Here is an 18,315-nt window from a genome sequence, read left to right as displayed (position 1 = left end):
AAACCAGTGGGTCTGTGGACAACGCGGGGGACGAGCCCTCGCGGCGACCTAACGTCCGCACCGACCGGGACGGACCCGGATCGGAGGAGGACCCGTGAAGGTCGACATCGCGACCCTGCAGTCGATGGCCGGGCAGTGCCGGGCCGAGGCCGCCGACGCCACCGGCCGGCAGGCCAGCCTGTCCAGCAGCATCAACACCTCGGTGCTCGACGGCTGGACCGACAGCCAGGCGGCCGTGAAGTTCAGCGAGCTCTACGAGCAGTGGCGGCTGTCGGCGCAGGGTGTGGCCGACGCGCTCACCGGCATGGGCGGACTGCTGACCAACGTGGCCGCGTCCTACCAGCAGCACGAGGCGGACATGGCCGCGCGCATCGGCGCGATGCTGTGAGCGCCTCCGCCCGGCCGGGAGAACCCCGGTCGGGCGACGACGGCGGGGGCGCCCGACGGACCGGGCGCCCCCGCGAACGATGGGCCAGGGGGCAGTCGACCAGCCCCCTCGTTGTGCCTCCTAGTGGTGGATGAGCGCGATCAGGGAGTCGACAGGTCGTTGTCGATCGTCAGCGTCGTCGCCTCGTTGCAGGTGGCGGGGACGTTGTCCTGCGTCGGATCGGTGCTGGTGAAGCTCAGCCGCCACGAGACGTTCGCCGCCGTCGTGGAGACCGTGGTGTTCGTCGTCGACACGGTCTGCGGTGAGGTACCGCTGACCGGCACCGTCTGCGTGTAGATGGCGGTCCCGGTGCAGCCATTGTTCTCGAACACCGCGAACGTCACGCTGCCGGTCACGGTCGTGCTGCCCGCCGGCGCGGTCACGGTGGCACGGTCGTTCGGGATGAACGACTGCGCCGAGCTCAGCGTCGGGGGCCCCGTCACCGTGAAGCACTCGGTGGTGGACCCGTCGGAGCCGGCCCCGACCCCGGCCGCCAGCGACGCGGCGCTGGGCGTGAAGTCGGCCCGCCAGCAGTAGGTGCCCACGGCGGTCACCGTCGTCGCGGACGAGGAGATGGGTTGCGGGGTGGCGTTGCTGATGTTGAGAGCGGAGCCGACCGGCGTGCCGCCGGTGGCGCATCCGGCTGCCGAGGACAGCGGACCGCACAGCGAGAAGGCCAGGCTGCCGCTCCAGGTGCTGACGCCGCTGACCGTGACGGTGGCGCTGTCGGTGACCTGGGAGCCGACCGAGACGGTGGCCGCCGAAGGCGTGGTGGTCACGGTGGTCTGGCACTGGCCGAACCCGCCGAGGACGAAGTCCTTCAGCACCGCCGTGGTGGACGTGGACGACCGCGTCTCCGCGCTCACCGAGGCGAAGCACGTTCCGCCCAGGCCGAGGGCCGTCAGGTTGACCCCGCCCTCGTAGAACTCCCCGTTCAGAGCCTGGTTGTTCGCGGTTCCGCTCTTGTCCGTGAACGACCACGGCATCGTGATCGTCGTCGGGTTGACGATGCCGCAGAACTGGTCGTTGGCGCCCGCGCTCGCGCAGTTGGCCGAGGTCGACGTCCCCTTGATCCGGAGGTTCGCGTCACCGCAGGTGCCAACCGTGCTACCGGTCGTCTTCGTGCAGGACGGGTCCCACGAGTACACCGTGATCGTGGACGTCGTGCCGCCGTTGCTGAAGTCGCTGACCACCAGCACGTCACCGGTCTTGTGCACACCGTTGAAGCCGCCGCTCGTGCTCCCGGTCAGGGTGATCCGGTTCTGGAAGAACCAGAAGCCCTGCTGGGCGTCGCCGCTGTTGTCCCGACGGTCGGACCCGAAGAACAACACGTCCCCGGCGCTCGTGGTGTAGCGCGCCGCGAAGCTGTGCAGCAGGTTGTCCTTGTCCGGCAGGCCGCCTGCGCCGTCCTTCCAGTTCCAGCTGCTGACGTCCTGCGGGTCCTTCGACCCGCCGCCGGTGAAGATGGAGGCGTTCAGGTTCGATTCTGCGACCCAGTCGACCGCGGTCGCACCGGTCGTGTTGCTGGTCGTGGAGCAGTCGTTGCCCAGGACCTGGTGGCAGACGTTGTCCCAGTCGTCGCCGGGGGTGGCGCCGTTGGTCGCGTCGCCGTCCAGCTCGAACGCACCTGTGTCATGGACGGCGTGGGCTGCGGGGATGGCGACGACCATGGCGAGCACGGCGGCGAAGGCGGCCGCCAGCACCTCCCATGTGCGCCTCCCGCGAAGGAAGCGGTGGACTCGTCGACCGGCTGGGCGCCGACCGTTGCTCTTCACGGCTGATGCGCTCATCTTTCTCTCCCTTGGCGATGGCGCTCTACATGCCTGGACGGTGGCGGACGGGCGGGGCCGGCCGTGCGGGGTCGCATCCTGGACGTCGGCCTCGTACAGCCGGCCCCGTCGCGTTCGCTGTCAGGCCCTCCGAGGACAGGCCGGTGCGCGCAGCGCAGCCCTGGTCGTCCGATGGGCGAGGACCTACGATCCCGAAACGGGTTCCCAGGTCCTTCATGCGGGGCGATGGCGGATCCGATGACCACGTCCTGGTCGGGCAATGACCGGGACGTGGTTCCATGTCTGCCCGCAGTTGGGGCGGGCTGGTGGTCACCGGCGGTGCGCGGCTGGGTGGGCGCGCCAGGCGAGGGGACTCGGGCAACGTCGCCTCCCGGGGGTGTCGTGCGCGGCGCCTTTCGTACTCCCAGGCCGAGCACAGCAAGAACGGACCAAAGACCCTGCTGCTGTCAGGGGGGTCGAGTCGTCTCACCGGCTGTGATGGGGTGATCACCCGGGGCGCGGCCGGGCGGGGCGGGACCACCAGCCGCGACCTGCAGCACCACTGTGCGAGTGTGCTGCTGGCGGCCGATGAGTCGGTGGTGGCGGTCGCCGAGCGCCTCGGGCACCTCGTGTCGGACGTCGAGGACCGGACCAGTAGGCCGTGGACGAGGCGTGACGTGGTACCACCGTGGTATCAGGCAGGTCAGCAGCCCGTTGACCTGGGAACCAGGAGGAATCGTGCAGTTCGGTCGGTACTACGAGGAGTTCGAGGTCGGGGCCGTCTACAAGCACTGGCCCGGCAAGACCGTCACCGAGTACGACGACCACCTGTTCTGCCTCATCACGATGAACCACCACCCGCTGCACCTGGACGCGCACTACGCGGAGGAGACCACCGACTTCGGCAAGAACGTCGTCGTCGGCAACTACATCTACTCGCTGCTGCTCGGCATGAGCGTCCCGGACGTCTCGGGCAAGGCGATCGCCAACCTGGAGATCGAGTCGCTGCGGCACGTCGCCCCGACGTTCCACGGCGACACGATCTACGGCGAGACGACCGTCCTGGACAAGACCGAGTCCAAGTCCAAGGACGACCGCGGGGTCGTGCACGTCGAGACGATCGGCTACAAGCAGGACGGCACCGTCGTCTGCATCTTCCGGCGCAAGGTCATGGTCCCGAAGCGCTCGTACGGCGAGGCCCGCGGCGGCGAGCAGCCCGGTCGCCCCGAGCCGGTCCGCAAGCAGTAGGTCAGGGGAGGGGCAGCACGCCCCACTCGCGGAGGGTCTCCACGAGCCGGGGCGTGCAGGCCAACCCGTCGAGGGCGGTCGCGTCGACCCAGGCGACGTCGTCGGCGTCGTCCCCCGCGGTGGGCAGGGTGGCCGGGTCGAGCGGCGTGCAGGCGAAGTCGGTGACGTCGTAGTCGACCGCCCCGGCGGGGATGAGCACCGACCCGACCGGGGCGCCGACCCGCACGTCGAGCCCGGTCTCCTCACGCACCTCCCGGACGACGGCGGCCTCCAGCGTCTCGCCGGGCTCCACTCGCCCGCCGGGCAGCGACCACAGCCCCCGGCTCGGCTCGTGCCCGCGGCGGATCAGCAGCAGCCGGCCGGCGTCGTCCCGCACCACGGCGCCCACGCACGGCACCCGCGGGCTGGGGGCGACCCCGTGATCCGGCACGCTGGGCACGCTACGCAAAGGTCCTGCGCTTGACGGGAACGGCCGCTCCCAGGACCGTGATCCCCGATGAGCGTCGCCCCGGTGTGTCCGCGCTGCGGTGAGGAACTGGTCGTGCGCCCCGGTTCCACCGCGCAGGCCTGGTGCCACCTGCACGGCGCCGTGACGCCGCTGCACCACACGCTGGTCATCGCCCACGACGCGATCACCGCGGTGACCGCCGACGCACGCGTGCCGGCTTGGGTGCCCGACCCGATGCCCAACGGCTGGAGCCTCACCGGCCTGGCCTGGGGCGGCGAGCCGGGTGCGCGGGCGATCGTCGTCGACACCGCCGGGCCGGCGCCGCTGGGTGGATCCGCCGAGCTGGTGCTGGTCGCGGAGGAACCCGGCACCGGCGTCGGCTGCGGCTACGCCGGGCTGCCCGGCCTCGATCCCGGGGAGGTGATCAGCGGCCAGAACTCCGTCGACGTGAAGGCCGCCGGCCAGCGGGCGCCGCTGTGGGCCGTGCCCACCACCGACGACCGCGCCGCCTTCGTCGGTGAGGCCTACGGCGTGTGGCTGTGGCTGGTCATGTGGCCTATGAACGCCGCGTGGCTGCTCGCCGAGCAGCTCGAGCTGCTCGACCTGCGCGAGCGCGTCTACCCCGACCTGCCGCTCGGCCCACCGAGCGAACACCTGCTGCCGGGCAAGTAAGTCGGCGCGCCGCCCCGGCCCGGGGTGGGACCTGTGTTACCCATGGGACGAAGCGGTTCGCCACCCCGGTGAACCTCGCCGGGAACGCGGAGGTGGTGGTGAGCCTGAAGAAGATCATCATCTGGCTCGTCGTCGCCTTCGTCGTGTTCTACGTGATCAAGTTCCCGCAGAGCTCCGCGGACTTCGTCAAGAGCGCGGGCGAGGCCCTCGGCAACGCGGCGTCCTCGCTGGCGTCGTTCGTCGGGTCCCTCGTCTGACGTGACCCAGCCGCGGCGGTCCGCGGACGGCGAGCCGCGCACCCTCTACGAGGGCCGCCGGGCGCGCAAGGACGTCGCCAAGTACCTGCTGCCCGGCGAGGACGTCATCATCGCCACCCGCCGGCACTGGGCCTCGCTGGCCGAGCCGGTCGCCAAGTCGCTGCCCCTGCTGGTCGTCGGGTTCTGGCTGCTGCTGCTCGACCCGAGCAACCACCTCTCCAGCGCCGCCGGGTTGATCCTGCTGGTGATCGGCCTCGGCTACCTCGGGCTGCGCGTGGCCGAGTGGTACATGCGCCACTTCATCGTCAGCCCGCGCCGCATGCTGCTGACCTCCGGCGTGATCGTCCGCACCGTCACCCTGCTGCCGCGGCGGCGGATCACCGACCTCACCTGGCAGGAGACCGCGTTCGGCCAGCTGCTCGGCTACGGCACCTTCCGCATCGAGTCCGCCGGCCAGCACCAGGCGCTGTCGGAGGTGACCTTCCTGCCCCGCGCCGACGTCCTCTACCGCAAGATCAGCGAGCTGCTCTTCCCCGGCGACAACGGTGACGGCGGTGACGAGATGGGTGACGAGGAGCCACGCCCGCCGCGGCCGGTCGCCCGGCAGGACACCGAACCGATCCCGCGCCGCGAGCCCTGACAGCGGTACGGCAGGGTTACGAGCGATGCGGATCGACCTGCACACCCACTCCTCGGTCTCCGACGGCACCGAGACCCCGGCCGCGCTGCTCGCGACAGCGCACCAGGCCGGCCTCGACGTCGTGGCCCTCACCGACCACGACACCACCGACGGCTGGGCCGCGGCCGCCGCGGCGCGCCCCCCGGGAATGGTCGTCGTCCCCGGGATGGAGCTGTCCTGCCGCTGGTTCCCCGACAACGACCGGCCGATCAGCGTCCACCTGCTGGCCTACCTCTTCGACCCCGAGCACCCCGGGCTGATGAGCGAGCGCACCCGGCTGCGCGAGGAGCGGCTCGGCCGCGGGGAGAAGATCGCCGCCGCGCTCGCCGCCGCCGGCTACCCGGTCAGCTGGGAGCGCATCGTCGAGGCCAGCGAGGGCGGAGTCGTCGGACGCCCGCACATCGCCCGCGCGCTGGTGCAGGCCGGGGTGGTCGGCTCGGTCGACGAGGCCTTCGCCGACCTGCTGCACCCGCGCAGCCCGCACTACGTCGCCAAGCGGGACACCGAGGTCCGCGAGGGGATCGCGCTGGTCCGCGCCGCCGGGGGAGTGCCGGTGTTCGCCCACGGGCTGGCCACCAAGCGCGGCCGGGTGGTCGGGGACGACGCCATCCGCGCCATGGCCGACGCCGGGCTGCTCGGCCTGGAGGTCGACCACCCCGACCACACCGAGGAGGAGCGGGAGCACCTGCGCGCGCTGGCGACCGAGCTCGGCCTGCTCACGACCGGCTCCAGCGACTACCACGGCACCAACAAGACGACGCCGATCGGCGCGTGCACCACCGACCCCGAGCAGCTCGAGGCGCTTCTCGACGCCGGTACCGGCAGCGCGCCGTTCCGGGACTGACGCTCGGTTACCGTGGGCGCCGTGAGTGCCGCGCAGCTGGAGATGCCCGGCATGCCGAAGCGGCTGTTCCCGGCGACGCCGAGCAAGCTGGCCTGCTTCAGCGACTGCCCGCGGCGCTACCGTTTCAGCTACGTCGACCGGCCGACCCCGGCGAAGGGTCCGGCCTGGGCGCACAACAGCGTCGGCGCGGCCGTGCACGCCGCGCTGCGCTCCTGGTACGAGCTGCCGATCGACAAGCGCACCACCGCGGCCGCCCGGCAGCTGCTCTACGGCGTGTGGTCGCCGGTCGGCTTCCGGGACGACGAGCAGGCCGCCCGCTGGCGGGCCCGCGCCGCCGCCTGGCTGACCGACTACGTCACCGGCCTCGACCCGACCGACGAGCCGGTCGGCACCGAGCGCACCGTCGGCTGCACCACCGAGCGGCTGGCGCTGTCCGGCCGGGTCGACCGCATCGACCGGCGCGGCGACGAGCTGGTCGTCGTCGACTACAAGACCGGCCGGGTACCCAGCACCGACGACGACGCCCGCGGCTCACCCGCGCTCGCCGCCTACGTGCTCGGCGTCCGCCGCACGCTGCGCCGGCCCTGCTCCCGCGTCGAGCTGCACCACCTGCCCAGCGGCACGGTTGCGAGCTTCGAGCACACCGACCGGTCGCTGGCCAACCACGTGCGCCGGGCCGAGGACGTCGCCGCCGACATCGGCGTCGCGACCGCGGCCGTCGAGGCGGGCGAGGACCCCGACGTCGCGTTTCCCACCGCCCCGGGCCGGCAGTGCAGCTGGTGCGACTTCCGGCCCAGCTGCCCGACCGGTCAGGCCGCCGCCCCGGCCCGCGAGACGTGGAGCTTCCTCGCCGAGGACGACGCGGCAGACTGACCGCCGTGCCGACGCTCGCGGAGGGCTCCTGGGGCCGGTGGCGCTGGTCCGCGGTCCGCGAGCCGGAGCGCGGCGACGAGGAGTACTTCGGCGTCGAGCTCGAGCACCCGGACGGTCGGCGCGTCGGCTGCGGCTTCGGCGGCCCGGTGGTCCACCCCGACCGCCCGATCAACGACGCCGTCCACTGGGACGACGTCGGCCCGATCGTCCTGCTGGCCCGCACCCGGCGCCCCGAGGGCCTGCGGCTCGTCGTCCGCCACGCGCCCGCCGAACCCGTGTGGACCGGCCGGGCCGACGGGGTGAGCTACCTGCTGCACCTGCGCGAGCGGGACGACCCGGGGGACGCCGTCGTCGAGCTCAACCGGTGAATCCGCGCACCACCAGCGAGACGCCGAGCCCGAGCATCACGAGCGCGATCACCCCGTCGAGCACCCGCCACGCGGTGGGCCGGGCGAAGACCGGCCGCAGCAGGCGGGCGCCATAGCCCAGCCCGGCGAACCACAGCAGGCTGGCCACGCCCGCGCCGGCGGCAAACTCCCAGCGGCGCTCGCCGAAGGTCGCCGACGTCGAGCCGAGCAGGACGACGGTGTCGAGGTAGACGTGCGGGTTGAGCCAGGTCAGCGCCAGGCAGGTGGCCACGGTGACCGCCAGCCCGGTCCGCGCACCGGCGGCGTCGGGCACCAACGATCCGGGGCGCAGCGCCCTCCGCGCGGCCAGGAACCCGTAGCCGAGCAGGAACGCCGCGCCGCCGAAGCAGACGGCCGGGATCAGCCACGGCACCGCCGACAGCGCGGACCCCGCGCCGAGCACCCCGGCTGCGATGAGCGCCAGGTCCGAGACCGCGCACACCGCCACGACCACCGTCACGTGCTCCAGCCGCAGGCCCTGGCGCAGCACGAACGCGTTCTGCGCGCCGATGGCGACGATCAGACCGAGACCGAGGGCGAGTCCGGAGACGAGGGCGAGCAGGGCGGGGGTGTGAAGCACGTCCTCGACGGTAGGAAGCCCGGAATCACGAGTCCAGTTCAGGATTCGATGGGATCGTTAGAGTCGCTTCATGGAGCTGGCCCAGTTGCAGGCGCTCGACGCCACCGTCCGCGAGGGCACCCTCGAGGCGGCCGCCCGCGCTTTGCACCTGACCCCGTCGGCGGTCAGCCAGCGGCTCCGGGCGCTGGAGATCGCCACCGGGCGCGTGCTGCTGGTGCGCAGCAAGCCGGTGCAGGTCACCGAGTCCGGCGCGGCGGTGCTGCGGCTGGCCCGGCAGATCGACCTGCTCACCGCCGACACCGCCCGCGAGCTCGGCGGCGGCACCGCGGAACGTCCACCGGCCCTGCCGATCGCGGTCAACGCCGACTCGATGAACACCTGGGTGCTGCCCGCGCTCGCGCCGCTGGCCGCCGAGTACACCCTCGACCTGCACCGCGAGGACCAGGAGCACACCAGCGCCCTGCTGCGGGCCGGCGCGGTCATGGCCGCGATCACCACCGAGGCCGATCCGGTGCCCGGCTGCTCGGTCACCCGCCTCGGCAGCATGCGCTACCGCCCGATGGCCGCCCCGGACTTCGCCGCCCGCTGGTTCCCCGACGGCCCGACGCGCGAGGCGCTGCGCCGGGCGCCGATCGTCGTCTTCGACCGCAAGGACGACCTGCAGCACGTCTACCTGCGCCGCCGGCTCGGCCCGGACGCCGACCCGCCCGCGCACCACGTGCCGGCGTCGGCGGACTTCCTCGCCGCGATCGTCCTCGGCTTCGGCTGGGGCATGGTCCTCGACCTGCAGCGGCCGGGCGGTGCGCTGGTGGAACTGGACCCGGACGGCGCGGTCGACGTCGTCCTGCACTGGCAGCAGTGGAAGCTGCGCTCGGAGAGCCTCGACCGGGTCCGCGCCGCGATCGAGCAGGCCGCGCGGCAGCGCCTCGATCAGGCCGAGAGCGGCGCGGCCACCCGCTCGTAGCCGGCCCACACGATCGGCGATCGGCGCACCCGCTGCGGCAGCGGCAGCACCGCCTGGCGGAAGGCCCGCAGGCCGGCGGTCGCCGCCGCATCGGTGACCCCCAGCCCCGGCATCGAGTACATCCGCCGCGCCCACGGGGGCAGCGACGCGAAGGCGAGCGCGGCCAGGCCGCCCCAGGCCGGGCGCGCGGGCGTGAGGAAGCGGACCCAGGTCGGCATCGGGGGCCTGAGCACCAGCCGGGCGGCGTCCCGCGCGGCGGGGGTGGCCGCCAGGACCGGCCGCATCCGGGAGAAGTAGGCGCCCAGCGCGGCCACGGTGGCAGGGGCCTCCGCCGCGCCGATGAGCGACGCCGCCGTCCGCTGCTCGGCCACATAGCGATCGGCGTCGTCGTCGGTCAGCGGCACCCCGGCGCGGCGGGCGCACGACAGCAGCGAGTCGACCTCGCAGCAGTGCACCCACCGCAGCAGCTCCGGGTCGTCGACCCCGAGGCGGTGGTGGAGACCGCGCACCCGGCCCACCGCGCGCAGCGCGTCGGTCCGGGTGCCGAAGGTCAGCGTGTCGACGTAGGCGGCGGTGCGCACCAGCCGCGGCCACGGGTCCTCCCGGGCGGCGGAGTTGCGCGCCACGCCGTCCATCGCGACCGGGTGCAGCGCCTGCAGCAGCAGCGCCCGCAGTCCACCGACGGAGAACGACGGGTCGGTGTGCACCCGCCAGGTCACGCTCTCGGGCCCGAAGAACCCGAGGCGGTCCTCGTCGGCGGTGAACGTCATGACGCGACCGAGGAGCCCGCTGCCGAGACGCTGCCCCAGAAGTCCAGGAGCACCTCGAGGGTGCGCGCCGGGTTCTCGATCGCGGGGGAGTGGATCGACCCCGGGATCACCTCGTGCCGGGCGCCCAGCCGCTGCGCCATGTCGGCCTGCGCCTCCGGCGTCCACGCGTCGTCGGCCACGCCGTGCGCGACCAGCACCGGGAGGCCGGTCGCGGCCAGCTCGGCCACCCGGTCGGGCTCGGTGGTCATCGCGTCGGCCATGCCGAGCAGCCCGGCCGCGCTGTTGGCGAGGAACCGCTGGGTGAGGAACGCCCGCGTCGGCGCCGGCACGGCCTGGGCCTTGGGATCGGTCATCGCCAGCTGCTGCATCGCCTCGTGCACCGCGGGCACGCCGCCCTCGGCCAGCAGCGGGCGCATGTACTCCAGCAGCACCGCACGCGGGCCGACCAGCTTCGACGGCCCCGACCCCAGCAGGGTCAGCGAGGTGAACAGCGCCGGCTCGGCCAGGACGGCGGCGCGGCCGACCAGCCCGCCGAAGCTGTGCCCGAGCAGGTGCAGCGGCCCCGACGTCTCCGCGCGCAGCACCCGGCCCACGGCCATGAGGTCGGCGGCCAGCTCGGCGACGGTGTAGGCGGCCGGGTCGTCGGGACCCGGCGACTCGAACTGACCGCGCTGGTCCAGGGCGACCGCGCGGTAGCCGGCGCTGCAGAGCGGGCGCAGCAGCGGTGCGAAGTCCTCCTTGGTACCGGTGTAGCCGGCGACCAGCAGCACCGTCGCGCCGTCGGCGGGCCCGGTGTCCAGCGCGACCAGCGGCCCGGCACCGCCGTCGAACGTCCGGTGGCTCGCGTCGTGGTCGGCGAGCTGGCGCAGGTCGTTGGGTGCGATGGACAGCGGGACGGCGTCGGAGGTGCCACCGGGCAGGACCATGCCCCCATGTAACCGCGCCGGGCGCGCGAATGCCGCGAGGGGAGGCCCTACCTGTACGCGATCACCCGGTCGGGCAGCCGGTAGACGACGACGTCGCCGATCGGCGTGGCCACCCCGCCGGTCGGCGGCCCGTCGACCGACGACCGGCCGGTCTCCTGGCCGTTCGACGGGTTGAGCGCGACGAACGCGCCCTCCTCCGGGACCAGCAGGGGCGAGGACATCGCCAGGGCCTTCAGCGAGGTCTGCGGGGTGGGCAGGCCCAGCGCGGGCACCTGCCAGAGGACGGCGAGGTCGCTCGCGCGGGCGACCAGCGTGCCGCGGGCCCACGTCAGCACGAGCGGTCCGGCGACCGCGGACATCGGGCGCGCGTCGTCCTGCCCGGCGGCCGGCAGCGGGAGCACCGTCGTGACGGTCCCGTCGGCGGCGGAGAGGAACTGCAGCTCGTCCCCGACGACGACGGCGACCCCGCCGTCCGCCCCGGCGAGCTGGACCTGGCTGCCGTCGTTGGTCGACAGGTCCTGGGTCCAGGCGGCGTTGCCCTGGCCGCCGTCGAGCAACCGCACCCGCAGCGCCTGCGTTCCGGGGCAGCGGAGCAGGACCGCGATGCCCGACGAGCCGGGCACCGCGTCGAGGATGCTGCAGCCGTGCGGGGCGGAACGCCAGCGGATGTTGTCCCCGAGCGGGTCGATCACGACCACGCTGCCGCGGGAGACCGCGAGCACCGTGCTCCGGGTGCTGCGCAGGGTGACGTCGGAGTCGAGGTCGACGCTGCGGGTCCACGCGTAGCCGCCGGTGTCGGCGTGCAGCGCGACCGCCTGGTCGCAGCGGATCCGGGTGCGGAACACCGCCACGGCCACGCCCTCGGTGGCGGTCACCCCGCACAGCACGGCGTTGCTGCGGGTGTAGTGCCAGACGGGATCCCCGGTCGCCGGGTCGAGCGCGGTGATCCCGTGCCGGTCGCCCATGATCACCCGGTCGCCGGCGACCACCTGCTCGGGCAGCACGCCGGCCGTGCGCGTCCAGGCCTGCGACAGCGCACCGGCCGGCGACCCGGTGGGGTCGACGGCCGGTGCGGCGGTCGAGCGGGAGGTCGCCGCGGCGTCCGAACCGCGCCACAGCAGGGTGGCGACGACGACCAGCACGAGCGTGGCCGCCGTCCAGACCCACACCCGCAGGGGCGGGCAGCGCAGCGTGGCCACGGGAGAGAAATTACGCGGCGGACTCGGAGCCGCCGCCGCGGTTGGCACCGCCACGCCGACGCCGGCGGCGACGGGCCGGGGCACCGCCCTCACCGGCGGCGGCCACGGGCGCCTCGGCCGGGGCCGACTCGCCGGAGGCAGCGGCACCGCCGCCACCCCGGGTACGCCGGCGCGGGCGGCTCTTGCGCGGGCGCTCCGGCTCGTCGCCGTCGCGTGCCGGGCCTCGCTGGCCGGACTGACCGCCGCGGTTCTTCTTGCCCGTCTCGCCGAGGTCCTCGAGCACCTCGGCGTCGAGGCCCTCGCGGGTCCGCTGCGCGCGGGGCAGGCGACCGGTCGCCGTCTCGGGGACGTCGAGGTCGGTGTACACCCACGGCGAGGTGGAGTACGTCTCCGGCGGGTTCTCGAAGTCCAGCTCGAGCGCCTTGTTGATCAGCTGCCAGCGCGGGATGTCGTCCCAGTCGACCAGGGTCACCGCGACGCCGGTGTGCCCGGCGCGCCCGGTGCGGCCGATCCGGTGCACGTAGGTCTTCTCGTCCTCGGGGCACTGGTAGTTCACGACGTGGCTGACGCCGGTGACGTCGATGCCGCGGGCGGCGACGTCGGTGGCGACCAGGACGTCGACCTTGCCGCTGCGGAACGCGCGCAGCGCCTGCTCGCGGGCGCCCTGGCCGAGGTCGCCGTGCACGGCGGCCGCGGCGAAGCCGCGCTCGACGAGGTCGTCGGCGACCTTCTGCGCGGTGCGCTTGGTGCGGCAGAAGACCATGACCAGACCGCGGTCGCGGGACTGCAGGACACGGGCGAGCAGCTCGGGCTTGTCCAGGTTGTGCGCCCGGTAGATGAACTGCGTCGTCTGCGGCACGGTCGAGCCCTCGTCGTTGCCGTGGGCGCGGATGTGCGTCGGCTGGGTCATGAACGACCGGGACAGGGTCACGATCGGGCCGGGCATGGTGGCCGAGAAGAGCATGGTCTGGCGCTGCGTCGGGACCATGCCGAGGATCCGCTCGATGTCGGGCAGGAAGCCCAGGTCGAGCATCTCGTCGGCCTCGTCGAGGACCAGCGCGCGGACCTTGCCGAGGATCAGGTGGCCCTGCTCGGCCAGGTCGAGCAGCCGGCCCGGGGTGCCGACGACGACCTCGACGCCGCCCTTGAGCGCGGAGACCTGCGGCTCGTAGGCGCGGCCGCCGTAGATGGCCTGCACGCGGATGCCGCGCTTGCTGCCGGCGGTGGCCAGGTCGCGGGCGACCTGGACGCACAGCTCACGGGTGGGGACGACGACCAGCGCCTGCGGGACGCCGTCGCCGCCCTCGGCCGGCGGGACGATCCGCTGCAGCAGCGGGACGCCGAAGCCGAGGGTCTTGCCGGTGCCGGTGCGGGCCTGGCCGATCAGGTCGTGGCCGGCCAGCGCCAGCGGGAGCGTCAGCTCCTGGATCGCGAAGGTGCGGGTGATGCCCACCTCGGCCAGCGCCGCGACGACGTCGGGGTGCACGTCGAAGTCGCTGAACAGCGGTGCGGTCTCCTCGACCGGTGCGCCGCCGAGCTGCTCGACGTCCTGCTCGATCGCCTCGGGGGCGGGGGCGCCGGTCTCGGCGCGCTCCAGGTCGGGGGTGGCGGCGGTGTTCTCGGGTGCGGTCAGTTCTCTCGCCTCAGGTCGGCTGGGGGGCAGGCGGCTCGGCGGCGGATTCCGCCGGACCGGCGCTGTCCCGGATTCGGTGTCGCGGGATCAGTTCCAGCGCCGACACCGCCAGCGGACCGGGCGTCGGGAAGGGGCCCAGGTGGCTCGCCCCGGTGGGGCGTCGCTCAGCGTTAGTCAGCGCACAGATACATGCAGTAGCAAACCAGACGGCTCGCCGATTCCCATGGTAACCAGGGCACGGGCTAGCCTCGGCGCGCCGCGGCGGAACTGTGGCCCGTCCCACTCGAAAGGGGAGCGCGTGTCAGAGGTCGACACCCGTGCCGTCGTCGACCTGCTGGGGGCGCTGGCCTACGCCGAGCTGACCGCCTTCGACCGGCTCGCCGAGGACGCCCGCCTCGCGCCGTCGCTGGAGGGCCGGGCCGCGCTGGCCGGGATGGCGGTGGCCGAGATGGGCCACTTCGCGCGGCTGCGCGAGCGGCTGCTGGAGCTCGGCGCCGACCCGACCGAGGCGATGACACCGTTCGTCCGCGCGCTGGACGCCTTCCACGAGAGCACCCGACCCAGCACCTGGCTGGAGGGCCTGGTGAAGGCCTACGTCGGCGACGGGCTGGCGGCCGACTTCTACCGGGAGATCGCCTCCTTCCTGCCGTCTCCGGACCGCGAGCTGGTGCTCGACGTCCTCGCCGACACCGGGCACGCCGACTTCGCCGTCCGGGAGGTGCGCGCCGCGATCAAGGCCGACCGGACCGTCGCCGGGCGCCTGGCGCTGTGGGGACGCCGGTTGGTGGGGGAGGCGATCTCGCAGTCGCAGGCGGTCATCGGCGAGCACGACCAGCTCGCCGAGCTGATCATCCAGGGCACCGGCGACCTGGCCGGGATCGGCCGGCTGATCGAGCGGATCACCGCCGCGCACACCGACCGCATGAAGCGACTGGGCCTCAACCCCTGACGGAAGGCGACACCGTGCCGCACCTGATCGTGATCGGTGCCGGCCCCGGCATCGCCGGGGCGACCGCGCGCCGCTTCGGCCGCGACGGCTACGACGTCGCCCTGGTGGCCCGGGACGCCGACCGGCTCACCGAGCTGGGGGAGGGCCTGCAGGCCGACGGGATCACAGCGGGCTGGGCACCGGCCGACGCCGGCGACGCCGCCGCCCTGACGAGGGCGATCGGGCTCTTCACCGCCCACGCCGGCCCGGCCGACGTCCTGCTCTACAACGCCGTCGGCCGCCGGCAGACGACGGCTGCGGACCTGACGCCGGAGGAGCTGGCCGCCGACCTCGCCGCCGGTGTGATCGGTCTGCAGACGGCGGTGCAGGCCGTGCTGCCCGGCATGCGGGAGCGCGGCAGCGGCACGGTGCTGGTCACCGGGGGCGGGGCCGCCGACGACCCACGCCCGGCCGCGCCCAGCCTCGGCGTGCAGAAGGCCGCGCTGCGCGCCCTGGTGACGGTGCTCGCGGAGGCGTTGGCGCCCGAGGGCATCCACGTCGCGACGGCGACGGTGCGCGGGCTGGTCCGGGACGACGGCCCGATCCGGCCCGTCGAGATCGCCGAGCTGTACGCGGAACTGGTCGCCGAGACGGCGGGGCCGCGCGAGCAGTGGCGCACCGTCGTCGACGTGACATGACGAAGGGCGCCTCCGCGGGAGCGGAGACGCCCTTCGGCGCGGTGGTTCAGGCCCCGGCGATGAAGCCCACGCGACGCTGGTCGGGCTGGGCGATCTCGACGTAGGCGATGCGGTCGACCGGGACGACGACGCGGCGGCCCCGGTCGTCGACGAGGGTGAGCAGGCCGGTCTTCGACGACCCGGACATCGCGGCCGACACCTCGGCCTCGATCTCGTCTGGGGTCTTCGGGCTCTCGATGATCAGCTCACGAGGAGAGTGCTGAACACCGATCTTGACTTCCACGGGGCGGATGCCTCCTCCGGTTGGCGGCTGATCTCACGCTAGCCCAGCGACCCCGCCGGGGACCCGCCGCGGAGCTGCGCCGAAAGCGAACGTCAGTGATCTTCGAGGCGGGGGAAGCCGGAGATGCCGCGCCAGGCGAGCGAGGACATCAGCGTCACCGCCTCGTCGCGGGAGACGGTGCCCTTGCGCGGCAGCCACCACCGCGCGCTGGTCTCGGCCAGGCCGGTGAGCCCGGAGGCCAGCAGCAGCGCCCGCTCGGGATCGGAACCGGTGTCGCCGGCGATGACCTCGGCGATCGCCTCGACGCACGCGCGGGTCCCGCGGTCGACCACGGCGCGGACGTCGTCGTCGTTGCGCAGGTCGGACTCGAAGACGAGCCGGAAGGCCTCACCCTCGGCGTCGATGAAGTCGAAGTAGGCGCCGACGGCGCCGTCGACGCGGGCCCGGTTGTCCTCGGTGTCGGCCATCGCGGAAGCGACCCGCTCGGTCAGCTCGTCGACGTGCTGCTCGAGCAGCGCCAGGTACAGCTCCCGCTTGCCCGGGAAGTGCTGGTAGAGCACCGGCTTGCTGACGCCGGCGCGGTCGGCGATGTCGTCCATCGCCGCGGCGTGGAAGCCCTGGGCGACGAAGACGTCCTGCGCGGCCTGCAGCAGCTGCATCCGCCGCGCGCTACGGGGTAGGCGCGAGGTGCGGCGGACCGGGGCGGCGGCCTGGCGAGGGTTCTGCATGGCGGGGCAGATGTTACCGGCGGGTCACCCCGGCCGCGCGAGGCACGGAGTTACCGTCGAGTACGTGCCAGGCCCCGTCGTCCCCGCGTCGTCGTCCACGACGCCCCTGCCCGTGCTCGACACCCTGCCCGCGCCGTGGCCGGGTGAGATGGTCGCCGTCGGCGACGGCGAGGTGTTCGTCCGGCAGATCCCGTGGAGCGGTCCCGTGGACGGTGCGGACGACGGCGCACCCCGCGAGCGCGCGCTGTACGTGCACGGGCTCGGCGGCGCCTCCACCAACTGGACCGATCTCGCGGCCCTGCTGCGGGTGCGCTTCGACGGCTGGGCGGTCGACCTGCCCGGCTTCGGCCGCTCCGAGCCACCGGCGGGGCACCGCTACACGATCCGGGGGCACGCCCGCGCCGTCGTCGACCTGCTCGAGCACATCGCCGCGCAGCCGGGGGAGGCGCAGGGCAGGCCGGTCCACCTGCTCGGCAACTCCCTGGGCGGGCTGGTCAGCCTGCTGGTCGCCGCCCGCCGTCCCGACCGGGTCGCCTCGCTGACCCTGATCTCCCCGGCGATGCCGGTCTACCGCGTGCCCCCGTCGTTCAGCCGGATGCTGCTGCTCCTCCTGCTGCCCGGCGTCGCCGGTCTGGCCGAGAAGCGGATGGCCGGGATCGCCCCGGAGCAGCACGTCCGCGCCATGGTGGACATCTGCTTCGGCGACCCGGCGCGGGTGCCGAAGGAGCGCATCGACGAGGCGGTCGAGGAGATGCGCGACCGGGCCGCCCAGCCCTGGGCCGACCGCGCCCTGGTGCGCAGCATGCGCGGCCTGATCACCTCCTACCTCAAGGTCAACGGTGCCTGGCGGATGGCCGAGCGGCTCACGCCGCCGACGCTGGTGATCTGGGGCGACCGCGACCGGCTGGTCGACCCGCGCCTGGCGCCACGGCTGGCGGCCGCGGTGCCCGGCGCCCGCTTGCTGGTGCTCGAGGGCGTCGGTCACGTGGCGATGCTCGAGGCGCCGGAGCCGACGGCGCGGGCGGTGCTCGGGATGGTCGAGGAGCCGGACGCCGTCCCGGCCGGAGACACCCCGTCCGCCTGTCGCTGAACGACTGCGGAGCGTGAGATTCTGCCGGGGTGACCGCGGCGGACGCTTCCCCCCGCCGCCCGCCGCTGCCGCCGTCCCGGCGTGATCCCCGCCCCCCGGAACGACCGCCGGCCGGCCTGCGCGGATTCGTGCGCCGCTGGGGCTGGCGTGCCTACGCCGTCCCCCTGCTGACGATCGCCACGATCGCGACCCTCGTCGAGATCGTCGTCGGCGGTCCGTCGCCGGCGTCGACGGCCGCCACGCCCACCCCGCAGGCGAGCACTCCCACGCACGTCTCCGCGGCGCCGGCGGGTGACGCCGGCCCGACGGCGACCGCCGCCGTCCCGGCCGAGACCACCTACGTCGAGCAGGGTGCGGGGTCGGTCAGCGTCGTCGACGGCACCTCGCCGGTGTACGGCAGCGGCCCGCTGGAGCGGTTCGTGGTCGAGGTCGAGGACGGCATCGGGGTGGACGGCGCCGGGTTCGCCGAGGCCGTCGAGACGACGCTCGGCGACCCGCGCTCGTGGGGCCACGGCGGGCGGATGTCGTTCCAGCGGGTCGGCGTCGCCGAGGCCGCTGCCGACCGGTACGACTTCCGGGTCACGCTGGTCAGCCCCGGCAACATGGAGAAGTACTGCCCCGGCGTGGGCACCGGCGGGTACACGTCCTGCCGGTACGGCGAGCGCGCGGTCATCAACCTCGCCCGGTGGGAGACCGCCGTCCCCGACTACCAGGGGGACATCGCGACCTACCGGCTCTACGTGGTCAACCACGAGGTCGGGCACGCGCTCGGCCACGGCCACCAGCTGTGCCCGGGCGACGGCCAGGTGGCCCCCGTCATGCAGCAGCAGACCCTGGGTCTGGACGGCTGCGTGAAGAATGCCTGGCCGTACCCGTAGCGACCGACAGGAGA

Annotated in this window: 22 protein-coding genes; 13 read left to right on the top strand and 9 right to left on the bottom strand. The window is 73.8% G+C overall.

Features of this window, described 5'->3' with window-relative positions:
* The first annotated feature begins 94 nt into the window (after positions 1 to 94).
* Positions 95 to 388: a WXG100 family type VII secretion target gene (locus GGQ55_RS04335; RefSeq protein WP_179715282.1), complete on the top strand. Its 294-nt coding sequence runs from the start codon at positions 95 to 97 to the stop codon at positions 386 to 388.
* A gap of 140 nt (positions 389 to 528) precedes the next feature.
* Here the strand turns inward: GGQ55_RS04335 and GGQ55_RS04330 are convergent, their stop codons facing one another.
* A complete protein-coding gene (locus GGQ55_RS04330) occupies positions 529 to 2,130 on the bottom strand; it encodes a hypothetical protein (protein ID WP_179715281.1) in 1,602 nt (533 codons plus the stop codon).
* 804 nt (positions 2,131 to 2,934) lie between these two features.
* On the opposite strand from GGQ55_RS04330, the gene GGQ55_RS04325 reads away from it, so the two are divergent.
* Entirely contained in the window at positions 2,935 to 3,444 is a 510-nt protein-coding gene (locus GGQ55_RS04325) for a MaoC family dehydratase (RefSeq protein ID WP_179715280.1), read from the top strand.
* Between the two features lies 1 nt (position 3,445).
* Here the strand turns inward: GGQ55_RS04325 and GGQ55_RS04320 are convergent, their stop codons facing one another.
* Positions 3,446 to 3,874 carry an NUDIX domain-containing protein gene (locus GGQ55_RS04320; protein WP_366488722.1) on the bottom strand — a complete coding sequence of 143 codons (429 nt, stop codon included), beginning with the start codon at positions 3,872 to 3,874 and terminating at the stop codon, positions 3,446 to 3,448.
* Between the two features lie 66 nt (positions 3,875 to 3,940).
* Between GGQ55_RS04320 and GGQ55_RS04315 the strand changes: the two genes are divergently transcribed.
* The 6 genes from GGQ55_RS04315 (at position 3,941) to GGQ55_RS04290 (ending at position 7,585) form a co-directional block, all read left to right on the top strand.
* Entirely contained in the window at positions 3,941 to 4,564 is a 624-nt protein-coding gene (locus tag GGQ55_RS04315; RefSeq protein WP_179715278.1) for a DUF6758 family protein, read from the top strand.
* Positions 4,565 to 4,662: 98 nt separating this feature from the next.
* Positions 4,663 to 4,821: a hypothetical protein gene (locus GGQ55_RS04310; protein ID WP_179714518.1), complete on the top strand. Its 159-nt coding sequence runs from the start codon at positions 4,663 to 4,665 to the stop codon at positions 4,819 to 4,821.
* A gap of 1 nt (position 4,822) precedes the next feature.
* Positions 4,823 to 5,461 carry a PH domain-containing protein gene (locus GGQ55_RS04305; protein ID WP_179715277.1) on the top strand — a complete coding sequence of 213 codons (639 nt, stop codon included), beginning with the start codon at positions 4,823 to 4,825 and terminating at the stop codon, positions 5,459 to 5,461.
* 25 nt (positions 5,462 to 5,486) lie between these two features.
* Entirely contained in the window at positions 5,487 to 6,344 is an 858-nt protein-coding gene (locus GGQ55_RS04300; protein WP_179715276.1) for a PHP domain-containing protein, read from the top strand.
* A 21-nt stretch (positions 6,345 to 6,365) separates the two neighbouring features.
* A complete protein-coding gene (locus tag GGQ55_RS04295; RefSeq protein ID WP_366488721.1) occupies positions 6,366 to 7,217 on the top strand; it encodes a RecB family exonuclease in 852 nt (283 codons plus the stop codon).
* Positions 7,218 to 7,222: 5 nt separating this feature from the next.
* On the top strand, positions 7,223 to 7,585 hold the full coding sequence (locus tag GGQ55_RS04290) for a hypothetical protein (protein WP_179715275.1): 363 nt from the start codon (positions 7,223 to 7,225) through the stop codon (positions 7,583 to 7,585).
* On the opposite strand, the gene GGQ55_RS04285 is transcribed toward GGQ55_RS04290, so the two are convergent.
* Positions 7,575 to 8,204 (bottom strand): LysE/ArgO family amino acid transporter, encoded by a 630-nt coding sequence (locus GGQ55_RS04285; protein ID WP_179715274.1) that lies wholly within the window; start codon positions 8,202 to 8,204, stop codon positions 7,575 to 7,577. The genes GGQ55_RS04290 and GGQ55_RS04285 overlap by 11 nt on opposite strands.
* Positions 8,205 to 8,274: 70 nt before the next feature.
* Between GGQ55_RS04285 and GGQ55_RS04280 the strand changes: the two genes are divergently transcribed.
* Positions 8,275 to 9,168 (top strand): LysR family transcriptional regulator ArgP, encoded by an 894-nt coding sequence (locus GGQ55_RS04280; RefSeq protein WP_179715273.1) that lies wholly within the window; start codon positions 8,275 to 8,277, stop codon positions 9,166 to 9,168.
* On the opposite strand, the gene GGQ55_RS04275 is transcribed toward GGQ55_RS04280, so the two are convergent.
* The 4 genes from GGQ55_RS04275 to GGQ55_RS04260 are packed head-to-tail and all read right to left on the bottom strand — an operon-like array spanning position 9,135 to position 13,549.
* The gene (locus GGQ55_RS04275) at positions 9,135 to 9,938 is read right to left on the bottom strand and encodes an oxygenase MpaB family protein (RefSeq protein WP_179715272.1); all 804 of its coding nucleotides are present in this window, start codon (positions 9,936 to 9,938) and stop codon (positions 9,135 to 9,137) included. The two genes, GGQ55_RS04280 and GGQ55_RS04275, sit on opposite strands and share 34 nt — an antisense overlap.
* The gene (locus GGQ55_RS04270) at positions 9,935 to 10,864 is read right to left on the bottom strand and encodes an alpha/beta fold hydrolase (protein WP_179715271.1); all 930 of its coding nucleotides are present in this window, start codon (positions 10,862 to 10,864) and stop codon (positions 9,935 to 9,937) included. Before GGQ55_RS04270 ends, GGQ55_RS04275 begins: the two co-directional genes overlap by 4 nt.
* A gap of 47 nt (positions 10,865 to 10,911) precedes the next feature.
* On the bottom strand, positions 10,912 to 12,063 hold the full coding sequence (locus GGQ55_RS04265; RefSeq protein WP_366488720.1) for an outer membrane protein assembly factor BamB family protein: 1,152 nt from the start codon (positions 12,061 to 12,063) through the stop codon (positions 10,912 to 10,914).
* Positions 12,064 to 12,073: 10 nt separating this feature from the next.
* Positions 12,074 to 13,549, bottom strand: coding sequence for a DEAD/DEAH box helicase (locus tag GGQ55_RS04260; RefSeq protein ID WP_366488718.1), 1,476 nt, complete (start codon positions 13,547 to 13,549; stop codon positions 12,074 to 12,076).
* Between the two features lie 445 nt (positions 13,550 to 13,994).
* Between GGQ55_RS04260 and GGQ55_RS04255 the strand changes: the two genes are divergently transcribed.
* Together GGQ55_RS04255 and GGQ55_RS04250 are read left to right on the top strand one after the other, a co-directional pair.
* A complete protein-coding gene (locus tag GGQ55_RS04255; RefSeq protein WP_366488716.1) occupies positions 13,995 to 14,645 on the top strand; it encodes a ferritin-like fold-containing protein in 651 nt (216 codons plus the stop codon).
* Positions 14,646 to 14,659: 14 nt separating this feature from the next.
* Positions 14,660 to 15,322, top strand: coding sequence for an SDR family oxidoreductase (locus GGQ55_RS04250; RefSeq protein WP_179715269.1), 663 nt, complete (start codon positions 14,660 to 14,662; stop codon positions 15,320 to 15,322).
* Positions 15,323 to 15,368: 46 nt separating this feature from the next.
* On the opposite strand, the gene GGQ55_RS04245 is transcribed toward GGQ55_RS04250, so the two are convergent.
* Positions 15,369 to 15,605, bottom strand: coding sequence for a DUF3107 domain-containing protein (locus GGQ55_RS04245; RefSeq protein ID WP_179715268.1), 237 nt, complete (start codon positions 15,603 to 15,605; stop codon positions 15,369 to 15,371).
* 92 nt (positions 15,606 to 15,697) lie between these two features.
* On the bottom strand, positions 15,698 to 16,264 hold the full coding sequence (locus GGQ55_RS04240; RefSeq protein ID WP_179715267.1) for a TetR/AcrR family transcriptional regulator: 567 nt from the start codon (positions 16,262 to 16,264) through the stop codon (positions 15,698 to 15,700).
* A 133-nt stretch (positions 16,265 to 16,397) separates the two neighbouring features.
* On the opposite strand from GGQ55_RS04240, the gene GGQ55_RS04235 reads away from it, so the two are divergent.
* Together GGQ55_RS04235 and GGQ55_RS04230 are read left to right on the top strand one after the other, a co-directional pair.
* Positions 16,398 to 17,423 (top strand): alpha/beta fold hydrolase, encoded by a 1,026-nt coding sequence (locus GGQ55_RS04235; RefSeq protein WP_366488713.1) that lies wholly within the window; start codon positions 16,398 to 16,400, stop codon positions 17,421 to 17,423.
* 29 nt (positions 17,424 to 17,452) lie between these two features.
* Positions 17,453 to 18,301, top strand: coding sequence for a DUF3152 domain-containing protein (locus GGQ55_RS04230; RefSeq protein ID WP_179715266.1), 849 nt, complete (start codon positions 17,453 to 17,455; stop codon positions 18,299 to 18,301).
* The last annotated feature ends 14 nt before the right edge of the window (positions 18,302 to 18,315 follow it).

This window comes from Petropleomorpha daqingensis (assembly GCF_013408985.1).
Lineage (GTDB): Bacteria > Actinomycetota > Actinomycetes > Mycobacteriales > Geodermatophilaceae > Petropleomorpha > Petropleomorpha daqingensis.
The sequence above is the reverse complement of the archived record's forward strand: the minus strand, read 5'-3'. Positions and strand labels throughout refer to the sequence as shown.